Below are 12204 nucleotides of genomic sequence, written 5' to 3'. Positions count from 1 at the left end.
TGTTCATGCTGCTTCTTTTTCGTACCTTTGTCCGTAAATTTATCCCGATGATTGATTTTACAAAGATTCCTTCTCCTTGCTTCGTGCTCGATGAGGGACTGCTCCGCCGGAATCTGGAGACCATTGCTGACGTGCAGCGCCGGTCCGGTGCGGAGATTATCGTGGCACTGAAAGCTTGCGCCATGTGGAGCGTGTTTCCTCTGATGAGCCGGTACGCAGCCGGTGCGACGGCCAGTTCCGTGGCGGAAGCCCGTCTCGTCAGTGACGAGTTCGGCTCCCCGGCCCATACCTATGCGCCCGTGTACACCGATGCGGAGTTCGGGCAGATCATGCAGTACAGCGATCATATCACTTTCAATTCCGTAGCCCAGTTCGAACGGTTCGGCCCGCAGGCCATCCTGCGGGGCATTTCCTGCGGCTTGCGGATCAATCCGGGTTATTCTCCGGTGGAAACAGATCTCTATAATCCTTGTGTTCCCGGTTCGAGACTGGGTATTCCGGTCGAGGCGCTCCCCGTGTTGCCGCGGGGAGTGGAAGGACTACATTTCCATACGCTGTGCGAATGCGGTCCGGAAGAGTTGGCCCGTACGCTCGATGCGGTCGAGGACCGTTTCGGACATTTCCTGCCCCGGATTAAATGGCTCAACATGGGTGGCGGGCACCTGATGACCCGGGAGGATTACGATCGGGATCGTCTCGTGGAGATTCTGCTCCGTTTCCGTGAGCGCCATCCGAATCTGCGGCTGATTCTCGAACCGGGCAGTGCCTTTACCTGGCGCACGGGGTGGTTGGTTTCTACAGTAGAAGACGTAGTCTGCAACGGAGGCGTACATACGGCCATGCTCAACGTTTCGTTCGCCTGTCACATGCCGGATTGTCTGGAAATGCCGTACAAACCGGCCATCGTCGGCGCACACGCCCCTGCTCCGGGCGAAAAACGTTGGCGAATGGGAGGGAATAGTTGTCTGGCGGGCGATTTCTGCGGGGACTGGGCATTTGGAAAAGACCCCGAACCCGGAGACCGGATCGTTTTCGAAGACATGATTCATTATACGATGGTGAAAACCACCATGTTCAATGGCGTGACGCATCCTTCGATCGGGATCGTGGGGGAGGACGGTGCCTTCCGTTTGGTACGTCGTTTCGGATACGAGGATTACCGAGACCGCATGTCATAATATACGTACGAACCAAGTAAGTATAAAGACGTATTTTGGGATCGGGACGATGATTTGAAGCCTTTTAAAAGGCTCTGTCATCCGATTTTGCCCTATATTTGTGTGTATTTTTAATCAGAACAAAACCGATTCGAATGAAAAATTTCACTGCTACCGGATATTCTCTGAAAAATGTCGCGACGGGACGTCTTTTCCCCGATGACGGCTGGATGTTGGAAGATTCGCTGTGTCCGCATCCGTCGCTGATCCGTGCCGACTATGAGAGCCGGCAGCTGGCCCCCAAAGACGACAGCTACGGGTTGTATCGTTTTTGCGACTGGTTGCCCGTGCGTCGTATCCTGAAAGGATCGAGTGCGCCCGTGACCTACAAGAGCAAAGGATTGGCCGAGGAACTGGGATTGGAAAATCTTTACATTACATTCAACGGTTATTATCCCCGGATCGGGGCGCGGATGACCACCTGTTCGTTCAAGGAGACGGAGGCCTACTCCGTATGTGGCCGCCTCAATCCCGATTGCGGTAAGGTGCTGGTGGTGGCTTCGGCCGGAAATACGGCCCGGGCATTTGCCAAAGTCTGCTCTGACAACCACATTCCTCTGCTGTTGAGCGTGCCGGAGGATAATCTGGAGGCTCTCTGGTTCGAACATCCCCTTGACGACTGTGTGAAACTGATCGCCGCACGGAAGGGGGGGGACTATTTCGATGCCATTCACTTGAGCAATCTGGTGCTCAAATCCGACAAATTTATTGCCGAAGGAGGAGCCAAGAACATCGCCCGCCGCGACGGAATGGCTACCACGGTATTGTCTGCCGTGACTCATATCGGCCGGATTCCGGACTTCTATTTCCAGGCTGTGGGCAGCGGTACGGGAGCCATTGCGGCCTGGGAGGCCAATATTCGTCTGATAGAGGACGGTCGGTTCGGTAAACATAAGATGAAATTGATCGTATCGCAGAACGCACCGTTCCTGCCCATGTACAATGCATGGAAGGCCGATTCCCGCGAGTTGTTGCCCTATGACGACGACCAGGCCCGACTGGATGCCGAGTCCATCGACGCCAAGGTGCTCTCCAATCGCAAGCCTCCTTACGGCATCGCCGGAGGACTTTACGACGCACTGAAAGATACGGACGGGGACATCCTCAAGGTGACAAATGAAGAGGCCCGGGCCGCGATCAATATTTTTCTGGCGACCGAAGGAATCGACATCTATTCGGCAGCCGGCGTAGCGACCGCATCGCTGATCGCCTCGGTCAGGGAGGGACGTGTCAAACCTTCGGACACCGTGATGCTCAACATTACGGGAGGTGGGGAAAAACTGTTCCAGCAGGGTAAAACACTTTGGAATCTGACCCCTTCGCTTGTATTTCCTCTCGATCCTTCGCCCGAAGAGGTGGTCGAAAAGGTCGAGGCACTCTTTACCCGGTAGTTTCGATTTTCGGAAGGAACCCTGGTGGGGTGTCATGGAGATGGATATAGAAAAGTGCCCGCAAATGCGGGCACTTTTCTATATGAACCGGATGCGGTCACCGCAATTGCGCAAAGTATTTGTAGAACCATGCGATCGTTTCGATGCCGCGGTAGAAGTTTTCCAAACCGTAACTCTCGTTCGGAGAATGGATCGCATCCCGGTCGAGACCGAAGCCCATCAGGATGGATTTCAGTCCGAGAACCTTTTCGAACGTACTGATAATCGGAATGCTGCCGCCGGAATAGAAGGGCAGGGGAGTCTTCCCGAAAGTATCTTCAATGGCTTGTGCCGCAGCTCGGTAGGCCGGCAGGTCGGTTGGGGAAACATAGGGTTCTCCTCCGTGCAGTGTCTTTACGTTTACCTTTACACTGGGCGGTGCAATAGCCTCGAAATGAGCGGTGAATAGCCTGGCAATCTCTTCGAAGCTCTGGTCCGGGACCAACCGCATGGAAATTTTCGCACAGGCCTTCGATGGAATGACTGTTTTGGTACCTTCTCCCGTATAACCACCCCAGATACCGTTCACATCAAGTGACGGACGTACTCCCGTACGCTCCATCGTGGTGTAACCTGCCTCTCCTTCCACTTCGCCGATTGAAAGCGCATCTTTGTATCTTTCAAGTGAAAAGGGTGCTTTATTGAAATCTTTGCGTTCGGCAGGAGTGAGTTCTCGAACCCGGTCATAGAAATGAGGGATCGTGATATGACCGTTTTCGTCCACCAGCGAAGCGATCAGCCGCGCCAGTACATTGGCTGGATTGGCCACAGCCCCGCCATAAAGACCGGAGTGCAGGTCTTTGTCAGGTCCCGTAACCTCTACTTCCATGTAACATAATCCGCGTAATCCGCAGGTAATCGAGGGAGTATCCCACGCCAACAAACTGGTATCGGAGACCAGTATGACGTCGGCTGCGAGCATCTCTTTGTGCTCCGAGCACCATGTTCCGAGGTGTTCGGAACCGATCTCCTCTTCTCCTTCGATCATGAACTTCACGTTGCAGGGAAGTTCGCCCGTGGCGGTCATCGCCTCGAATGCCTTGACATGCATGAACGACTGGCCCTTGTCGTCGTTGGCCCCGCGTCCCCAGATACGTCCCTCTTTAATAACGGGCTCGAACGGGGCGGTGTGCCACAGGTCGACCGGATCGACCGGCATCACGTCATAATGGCCGTACACCAATACTGTCGGCTTGGCCGGATCGACGATCTTTTGGGCATACACCACGGGGTTTCCTTCGGTCGGCATCACTTCGGCCATGTCTGCGCCCGCCTTGAGCAACGATTCGGCCAGCCATTGCGCACAGCGTACCATGTCGTCCTTGTGGCGGCTTTCCGCGCTGATCGAAGGAATGCGCAGCACACCGAAAAGTTCTTCGACGAAACGTTCCCGGTTTGCCCGGATATAATCAATGGTTTTTTTCATAAATACAGATGGTTTGTGTGATTTCTCAAATATAGGATTTTCCGGTTAAATAAAAAACACCTCCTGCAAAGGAGGTGTTTTCTTGTGGAGAGTCTTTTGTTCTAAAGTCCGCAGACGGCCTTGATTTCGCCGATAATCTGTTCGGCCAGCCGGTCGGCCGACGCCTTGTCCCGGCTCTCGCTGTATATGCGGATGATCGGTTCCGTGTTCGATTTACGCAAATGGACCCATTCCGTCGGAAAGTCGATCTTTACGCCGTCGATGTCCGTGACCTGTTCGTGAGCGTACTTTGCCTTGATCTGGGCAAGCACCTTGTCCACATCGATCGCGGGAGTCAGCTGAATCCTGTTTTTTGAAATGTAATAAGAGGGGTAGGTTGCCCGCAGTTGCGAAACGGTCATGCCCGATCGTGCCAGATGGGTCAGGAAAAGCGCTACGCCCACCAGAGCGTCACGGCCGGAATGCAGGGCGGGATAGATCACTCCGCCATTGCCTTCTCCGCCGATTACGGCTCCTGTCTCTTTCATTTTAGCCACTACATTCACTTCTCCCACGGCTGCGGCAGCGTATTTGCCGCCTCTCTTTTCGGTCACGTCTCGCAAGGCACGCGAGGAACTGAGGTTGGAGACCGTGTTGCCGGGCGTGTGCGAAAGCACGTAATCGGCTACGGCGACCAGCGTGTACTCTTCACCGAACATCGAACCGTTTTCGCATACCAATGCCAGCCGGTCCACATCGGGATCGACCACTACGCCTAGATCGGCTTTTTCGGCCACGACCAGAGCGGAGATAGCGGTCAGGTGTTCGGGCAGGGGTTCGGGATTGTGGGCGAACTCTCCGTTCGGATTGCAGTTCAGTTCGATCACATCGCAGCCCAGTGCCCGCAGCAATGCAGGGATGACGATACCTCCGACGGAATTGACTGCATCGACCACTACTTTGAATCTCTTCGCTTTAACGGCGTTTACATCGACCAGAGGAAGAGCGAGTACGGCCTCGATATGCTGGCGGTCGAAGGATTGGCGTTCTACGATGTGTCCGATCCGGTCGATTTCGGCGAAAGCGAAGTCGTCGTCGGCCGCCAGAGCCAGCACCTGCTTGCCTTCTGCATCACTGAGGAACTCTCCCCGGGCATTGAGCAGTTTGAGTGCATTCCACTGGCGGGGGTTGTGGCTGGCCGTGATGATGATGCCCCCGTCGGCGCCTTTGGCCACTACAGCCATTTCCACTCCGGGAGTGGTGCAGAGACCGACGCTCGCCACATCGACCCCGCAACCGAGCAGGGTGCCTTCCACCAGATTCTGCACCATTTCGCCCGAGAGCCGCGCATCGCGTCCCACGACCACTTTCAACGGTTTTTCGGTGTTGTTTTTGCGGAGCAGACGTGCGTATGCCGAAGTGAAACGGACGATGTCCGTCGGGGTCAGGTTCTCGCCGGGAGTCCCTCCGATCGTCCCCCTTATGCCGGAAATGGATTTAATTAAGGTCATAAGCTATGAATTTTCCCACGAAAATATTACTTTTATACCAATAATACAAACCAATGCCATGGATAAACGAATTATCGCACCTTCGGAACTCATCATCAACGGAGACGGCTCCGTGTTTCATCTGCATCTGCTGCCGGAACAACTGGCGGACACTGTGATTCTGGTCGGCGATCCCGGCCGGGTGGACCTGGTGGCTTCCTATTTCGATACGAAGGAGATGAAAGTCTCCAATCGGGAATTCACGACGGTTACGGGAATTTACAGGGGGAAACGCCTGACGGTGATTTCGACCGGAATCGGAACGGACAACATCGACATCGTCGTGACAGAACTGGATGCTCTTGCCAACATCGACTTCAAGACCCGCACGGTGAAGGAGGCCGGGAGGAAACTGACGCTGGTGCGTTTGGGAACTTCCGGGGCCATACAGCCCGATCTGGAGATCGGAACGCTGTTGTTTTCCCGCACTTCGGTCGGGTTTGACGGATTGCTGAATTTCTACAAGGGGCGGAATGACGTGTGCGATCTGGATATCGAACAGGCTTTCATGAAACATACGGATTGGAATCCGCTGCTGGCCAAGCCCTATTTCATCAATGCCTCGGAGCGTCTGGCGAAACTTTTCGCCGATTCGACCCGCGAAGGGATCACCGTGTCGGCCCCCGGATTCTATGCTCCGCAAGGTCGTTGGGTGCGTTTGCAGCCGGCCGACCCGCGGCTGAACGAAAAGATCGAATCGTTCGATTACAAAGGGCGCAGAATCACCAATTTTGAAATGGAAGGCTCTGCGCTGGCGGGACTTGCCCGTCTGATGGGGCACGAGGCTGCCACCATCTGCACGATCATCGCCCAGCGGATCGCCAAAAATGCCGCCACGGACTACCGGCCTTTTGTTAATAAAATGATCGTAATGTCTCTCGATAAATTGTCGTCAATCTGAAAAGATTGAGTTATCTTTGAGAAATTTTTGAATGAATGAAGAAGATCGCTGAAGCTGGATTCATGCGGGGAACCGTGATCGCCAGTCTCGTGCTGGCAGGAGTAATGGCATTTTCCTCTGTATTCGCAGGAGGAAAAAAGGCCGATACATTGCGGGTGCTGCTGATCGGAAACAGCTTTTCTAAAAACGCTTCGACCTATTTGCCTCAATTGGCAGAGAACGGCGGACATGTCCTCGTTATCGGTCGGGCGGAAACCGGCGGCTGCCCTTTGGAAAAGCATTGGAGGTTCGTACAGATACACGAACAGGACCCTGAAAATCCTGAGGGAGGGGCTTACTGGGCGAAAAAGCCGTTGAAAGTGTTGCTGACCGAAGAGAAGTGGGATGTGGTGACGATGCAACAATATTCCTTCTTCTCGTCTTGTCCGGCCACTTATGAACCGTATGCACGGAACCTGTACGATTATGTCCGGAAATTCCAGCCCGAGGCCCGTATTCTGATACATCAGACTTGGGCCTATCGGACGGATGCACCCCGGTTCGGGCTGAAAGAAATTGACGCTTCGGGAAAACAGGTGAGATGTGCTTCGGACGAAGAGATGTGGCGACTTTCCCGTGCGGCTTACCGGAAAGTCGCCGAGGAACTGGGTGTCGGTGTGATTCCCGTGGGAGATGCATTCTGGACGGTTTGTTCCGATCCGGAATACGGTTATAAGGTGGATGCGACATTCGACAGGAAGGCGGCCGAAGCACCTGAATTGCCGGCACAGGCATACTCCCTGCACAAGGGGTATTTCTGGGACAAGAAAACCGGAAAGTTGAAGTTGGACGCCAATCACGCCTCCGATGCCGGATGCTATCTGGGCGGGCTGGTCTGGTACGGCGTGTTGTTCGGAGAGTCGCCCGCACGGCTGACTTTCGTTCCTGAAGGCATCCCGGCCGACTTCGCTTCCTACTTGAGGAAAACGGCGCAAAAGACATTGAAAAACAAAAAATAAGTATATAAGGATTTAAAACATCAGAAACTATGAAGTTTGTCATTTCGAGTTCCGCACTTCTGTCGTTGCTGCAGACCACCGGAAAGGTGATCAGCAACAAAAATACGTTGCCCATTCTCGATTACTTTCTGTTGGAGTTGAAGGATGGCGAATTGAAGGTGACCGCTTCCGATCTGGAAACTACGCTGGTCGGTACGATCAAGGTGGAGAGTGTGGAGAAAGAGGGGCTGATCGCCGCTCCGGCCAAACTGATGCTCGATTCGCTGAAGGAGTTTTCGGAACAGCCGCTGACGATCGAGGCCAATGAATCGACCTGGGAGATCAAGGTGAGTTGGAAAAGTGGTTCGCTGGCGCTTCCCGGCACTTCGGGTTTGAGTTATCCTGCGATTCCGGAACTCAACGAGGAGAAGAAGGAATTTACTTTCGAAGTGGAAACCTTGCAGAACGGTGTCGGCAAGACCATTTTCGCCACGGCCGACGACGAACTGCGCCCGGTGATGAACGGTATCTATATCAATATGGATGCAGAAGGATTCACTTTTGTGGCGACCGATGCCCATAAACTGGTGAAATACACGGATGAGAGCCAGACGGGAGGCGTTACGGCTTCGTTCATCCTGCCCAAAAAGCCGGCCAATCTGCTGCGGGCCGTCCTGCCGAAGGAGGACGAACCGATCCGGGTAGCTTTCGATGCGAAGAACGTGATGTTCCGTCTGAAAAGCCATATGCTGATCTGCCGGCTGATCGAAGGTAACTATCCCAATTATAATGCGGTGATTCCTGCGGCCAATCCCAATAAGGTGATCGTGGATCGGGTGGAACTGCTCAATGCGATCAAACGTGTGGCTGTCTGCTCGAATCAGGCGACCAATCTGATCAAACTGGACATCGCCTCGAGCGTGATCAACCTGACGGCGCAGGACCTCGACTTTTCGGTGTCGGCCAATGAGTCGCTCCCGTGCAACTACGACGGAGAAGCGATCACGATCGGGTTCAAATCGACCTTCCTCGTGGAGATTCTTTCCAATATCGAAACGCCCAGTGTTCTGGTCGAGCTGGCCGATTCCACCCGGGCCGGTGTGTTCAAGCCTGTGTACGACGATAAGCAGACCAGTACCACGCTGATGCTGCTGATGCCGATGATGATTAACGCGTAGGGGGAAGGATGAAGCTGAACCTGAAAAATCCGATCGTGTTTCTCGATCTGGAGACGACCGGGGTAGATCCTTCTCGTGACCGGATCGTCGAGATATCCCTGGTGAAGGTGATGCCCGACGGTACGAAAGAGGTGAAGACCCGGCGGATCAATCCTGAAATGCCGATTCCTCCGGCCGCTACGGCCGTACACGGTATTACGGACGAGGATGTGAAAGATTGTCCCCGGTTCCGGGAGATCGCCAAGTCGTTGGCAGCCTATATCGAGGGGTGCGATTTCGGAGGTTTCAACTCCAACAAGTTTGATATTCCCGTGCTGGCCGAGGAGTTTCTGCGCGCCGGGGTGGATGTCGACCTGAAGAAACGCAAGATGGTGGATGTGCAGAACATCTTTCACAAGATGGAACAGCGTACGCTGGTGGCCGCTTACAAGTTCTACTGCGACAAGGATTTGGAGAACGCCCATTCGGCCGAGGCCGATACGTTGGCCACTTATGAGGTGCTGATGGCACAGCTCGACCGTTACGAAGAGTTGAAAAACGACATAGATTTCCTGGCCGATTTCTCTTCGCGCAGTCAGTTCGTAGATTATGCCGGCCGTATCGTCTATGACGAGAAGGGAGTGGAGGTGTTCAATTTCGGGAAGCATAAGGGCCGTAGCGTAGCTGAAGTATTCCGTGAAGAACCGAGCTACTATTCATGGATGATGAACGGCGATTTCCCCAAATATACCCAGAAAGTGATTACCGAAATCCGGTTGCGGGAGTTGGGGAATAGAAAGTAGACATTCGGCCGGTCGCTCCGAAATCGGAAATCCGGATCAAAAAGGAACGGAAAAAGGTGTTTTCCTTCGGGGAAATGCCTTTTTTTGTATCTTTGTCCATGAGTTAAAAGATCGTTCATGAAAAGATTCCTTTTGATTGCGCTGGTCCTTCTGATGTGTGTGCCGGGAAGGGCGCAGCTGATAAAGACCAAATCGTCGAGTATCGTCACGATCGAAGGTCGGAGTTATTATGTCCATACGGTAAGAAAGGGCGAAACGGTCTATTCGCTGGCGCGTCTGTACGGAGTGAGCGAACAGGAGCTGCTCGAATCCAATCCGCAGGCGGTGGAAGGGCTGCAACCCGACCAGGTTCTTAAAATCCGGGTAACGGATGTGAAGCCCAAGATGAAGCCGAGGAAAATGGCCCGCCTGTTCGACACGCATACGGTGAATCAGGGGGAGACTGCGTATGCTATTTCAAAACGGTACGGCATTTCCGTGAACGTCTTGATGGAAGACAATCCGGGAATGGACCCTGCCGCGCTTTCGATCGGCCAGAAACTCAATATCCGTAAAGCGGAGCAGGGCGAGACTTCGGATACCGAAATCAAGGCCGGGTGGGAAGAGTACCGGGATGCGATCAACAGCGTATCGGACGATTATGTCTATCACCTGGTGGCCAAGGGGGAAACGGTTTACTCGCTCAGCCGGCTGTTCGGCGTCACTCAGGCCGAGATCATTCGCAGCAACGATCTGAAAGACGGTCTTAAAACGGGGGCATTGATCCGGATTCCCAATAAAAGCGGAAGGAAAACCGAAGGGCTTGTCGCACGGCCCGTTGCGGATACGTCGCTGATGACGGCTCCGCCGATCGAATTTTCGGAAGAGGATTATGCTTCGGAGATGCCGGTCCGCTCTTTCCTGCCCGGAGCGACATTGAACGTGGCGCTGATGCTGCCGTTGAAAAACGAGGGAAGTACGGGACGCAATTTCGTGGATTTCTACCAGGGAGTGTTGTTGGGGCTGGAAGACATCAAGGTTGCGGGGCAGTCGGTAAATCTGTCGGTGTACAATACGGGAAAGTCCGAGGAGGAAGTGAAGGAGATCGTGTCGCGGGACGATTTCCGCCAGAGCGATCTGGTGATAGGCCCCGTGTACGAGGAATGTCTGCCTCCTGTATTGTCGTTCGCCCGGAAAAGAGGGGTTCCCGTCGTGTCGCCGCTGGCTGTGGTGGAAAAGGCCAGGAGCGGCTTGCTGTATCAGATGTCGCCCGATCCTGCCTGCAAATACGATAAACTGAAAGACTTGCTGACGGAGGATAAGAATGTTGTGGTGGTGTCGACGGCGGACAACGACAAGGAGTTCGAAAACGAGATCATCCCCCTGTTGCCGGGAGGATATAGGACTTTCGCCTATAACAGGAATACGCCTGTTTCGGCATTGGAGGGGCTGATCCGCGATGACCGGGACAATGTGTTCGTCGTATTGTCGGGCAACGAATATACCGTGGACCAGATTTTGGCACGCATATCGTCCGTACAGAACAACTTGGTGGCACGGAGCATCAGGAATGCCCGAATACGGGTCGTGGGCAGTTCGCGCTGGGGCCGGTTTCAGAATGTCGATAAAAATCTTTTCTTCAAACTGGGTCTCAGTTTCATCTCTTCGTACCACGCTGACCGGAGTAATAGCGTGGTAAATGCTTTTGACAAACGGTACGTGAAGGAGTTCGGGACACTGCCTTCGCTCTACGCCTACCGCGGGTACGATGCCGCGAAACTGTTCGTCGGAGCGGCTTCGCTTCCGGGCGATTTCTCGGAAAATATCAACCGGAGTGGTCAGACGCTTCTTCAGATGCCTTATCGTTTTGGGCGCAATTCTCAGGACGGTGTGCAGGTGAACGACCAATGGGCTCTGGTACGTTATCTGCCCGATTATACGATCGAAGTACGTTGAAAACACAGGGGGGGCACGCGAATCGAATGTGCGGCCTTGTCCCTGCCGGCCTATTCCGCCTGAAGGCTTCCCGGGACAACAATGTTTCGGTCGAAGTGGTGAATGACCCGGCCGGAAAGTCTGGGCGGTGTCGCGGAGTATCCCTCTGGTGCCGGACCTCCGGAATGCCCCCCTTTCAGAGCGAGCGGATGATGCGAGGAGTCAGCGGTGTGAAATCGGAAACGATCATATCGTTGTCCGTAGCCTTTAGTTTGTCTTTGGAAAAGGTGGTGGCCATGGCGATGACGCCCATACCTGCATTGCGTGCCGCCTGGATGCCCGCGAAAGAATCTTCGATGACGACACATTCGGTCGGCGGCACCTGCATGAGGCGGGAGGCCGTGAGGAATATCTCCGGATCGGGTTTGCAGCGAGTGACCATGTCTCCGTTGACCACCGCGTCGAAACAGTCGGCGATTCCGCACTTTTCCAACACGAAACGGACATTGGCTTCCATGCCGGAGGAACCTACCGCCGTACGGAATCCCTCTTTTCGGAGTGCATGGAGGAAAGGTACGAGACCCGGCGTCGGAACGATCGTCTTTTCGAATATCTCCCGGTAGATGGCCTCTTTTTCTTCTGCCAACGGACGAAGACCTTTTTCCTTGATCAGTTTATCCGGCAGGATGATCGGCAGGATTTCATCGTTGCCCATGCCGAAAACGCCGAACAACTTCTCTTTCGAAAGTGTGACTCCGTATTTTTTACAGAGAACCACGAATGCTTCGATGTGTATGTCCCGGTTGTCCACCAGAACGCCGTCCATATCGAAAATTACTCCTTGTCTCAT

At 54.0% G+C, this 12204-nt stretch carries 10 protein-coding genes; 7 read left to right on the top strand and 3 right to left on the bottom strand.

The genetic code is table 11. From position 1 onward, the window contains the following. The first annotated feature begins 47 nt into the window (after positions 1-47). Together nspC and INF32_RS04130 are read left to right on the top strand one after the other, a co-directional pair. Positions 48-1178, top strand: coding sequence for a carboxynorspermidine decarboxylase (gene nspC / locus INF32_RS04135; RefSeq protein ID WP_226387144.1), 1131 nt, complete (start codon positions 48-50; stop codon positions 1176-1178). 134 nt (positions 1179-1312) lie between these two features. Next, positions 1313-2608 (top strand): cysteate synthase, encoded by a 1296-nt coding sequence (locus INF32_RS04130; RefSeq protein ID WP_226387143.1) that lies wholly within the window; start codon positions 1313-1315, stop codon positions 2606-2608. Between the two features lie 97 nt (positions 2609-2705). Here the strand turns inward: INF32_RS04130 and INF32_RS04125 are convergent, their stop codons facing one another. Next, positions 2706-4073 carry a dipeptidase gene (locus tag INF32_RS04125; protein ID WP_226387142.1) on the bottom strand — a complete coding sequence of 456 codons (1368 nt, stop codon included), beginning with the start codon at positions 4071-4073 and terminating at the stop codon, positions 2706-2708. Between the two features lie 101 nt (positions 4074-4174). Continuing rightward, the gene (gene glmM / locus INF32_RS04120) at positions 4175-5563 is read right to left on the bottom strand and encodes a phosphoglucosamine mutase (protein WP_226387141.1); all 1389 of its coding nucleotides are present in this window, start codon (positions 5561-5563) and stop codon (positions 4175-4177) included. Between the two features lie 58 nt (positions 5564-5621). Here glmM and INF32_RS04115 point away from each other — a divergent pair, with 58 nt between their 5' ends. The 5 genes from INF32_RS04115 (at position 5622) to INF32_RS04095 (ending at position 11375) form a co-directional block, all read left to right on the top strand. After that, positions 5622-6503 (top strand): nucleoside phosphorylase, encoded by an 882-nt coding sequence (locus INF32_RS04115; protein WP_226387140.1) that lies wholly within the window; start codon positions 5622-5624, stop codon positions 6501-6503. 35 nt (positions 6504-6538) lie between these two features. Then, positions 6539-7501 carry a DUF4886 domain-containing protein gene (locus tag INF32_RS04110; RefSeq protein WP_226387139.1) on the top strand — a complete coding sequence of 321 codons (963 nt, stop codon included), beginning with the start codon at positions 6539-6541 and terminating at the stop codon, positions 7499-7501. Positions 7502-7530: 29 nt separating this feature from the next. After that, positions 7531-8658, top strand: a complete 1128-nt coding sequence (gene dnaN, locus INF32_RS04105; RefSeq protein ID WP_226387138.1) for a DNA polymerase III subunit beta — start codon at positions 7531-7533, stop codon at positions 8656-8658. An 8-nt stretch (positions 8659-8666) separates the two neighbouring features. Next, complete coding sequence (locus INF32_RS04100; RefSeq protein ID WP_226387137.1) at positions 8667-9440, top strand: 3'-5' exonuclease; 774 nt, start codon at positions 8667-8669, stop codon at positions 9438-9440. 117 nt (positions 9441-9557) lie between these two features. Continuing rightward, positions 9558-11375, top strand: a complete 1818-nt coding sequence (locus INF32_RS04095; protein ID WP_226387136.1) for a LysM peptidoglycan-binding domain-containing protein — start codon at positions 9558-9560, stop codon at positions 11373-11375. Between the two features lie 175 nt (positions 11376-11550). On the opposite strand, the gene INF32_RS04090 is transcribed toward INF32_RS04095, so the two are convergent. After that, positions 11551-12204, bottom strand: coding sequence for an HAD family hydrolase (locus INF32_RS04090; protein WP_226387135.1), 654 nt, complete (start codon positions 12202-12204; stop codon positions 11551-11553).

The sequence above is a fragment of the Gallalistipes aquisgranensis genome (genome assembly GCF_014982715.1).
Classification (GTDB): domain Bacteria; phylum Bacteroidota; class Bacteroidia; order Bacteroidales; family Rikenellaceae; genus Gallalistipes; species Gallalistipes aquisgranensis.
The sequence above is the reverse complement of the archived record's forward strand: the minus strand, read 5'-3'. Positions and strand labels throughout refer to the sequence as shown.

Coding starts and splice junctions, on each gene's coding strand:
- INF32_RS04125 (WP_226387142.1), bottom strand. CDS start 4,073: ATGAAAAAAACCATTGATTATATCCGGGCAAACCGGGAACGTTTCGTC.
- dnaN (WP_226387138.1), top strand. CDS start 7,531: ATGAAGTTTGTCATTTCGAGTTCCGCACTTCTGTCGTTGCTGCAGACC.
- nspC (WP_226387144.1), top strand. CDS start 48: ATGATTGATTTTACAAAGATTCCTTCTCCTTGCTTCGTGCTCGATGAG.
- INF32_RS04095 (WP_226387136.1), top strand. CDS start 9,558: ATGAAAAGATTCCTTTTGATTGCGCTGGTCCTTCTGATGTGTGTGCCG.
- INF32_RS04110 (WP_226387139.1), top strand. CDS start 6,539: ATGAAGAAGATCGCTGAAGCTGGATTCATGCGGGGAACCGTGATCGCC.
- INF32_RS04130 (WP_226387143.1), top strand. CDS start 1,313: ATGAAAAATTTCACTGCTACCGGATATTCTCTGAAAAATGTCGCGACG.
- INF32_RS04115 (WP_226387140.1), top strand. CDS start 5,622: ATGGATAAACGAATTATCGCACCTTCGGAACTCATCATCAACGGAGAC.
- INF32_RS04090 (WP_226387135.1), bottom strand. CDS start 12,204: ATGAGACAAGGAGTAATTTTCGATATGGACGGCGTTCTGGTGGACAAC.
- INF32_RS04100 (WP_226387137.1), top strand. CDS start 8,667: ATGAAGCTGAACCTGAAAAATCCGATCGTGTTTCTCGATCTGGAGACG.
- glmM (WP_226387141.1), bottom strand. CDS start 5,563: ATGACCTTAATTAAATCCATTTCCGGCATAAGGGGGACGATCGGAGGG.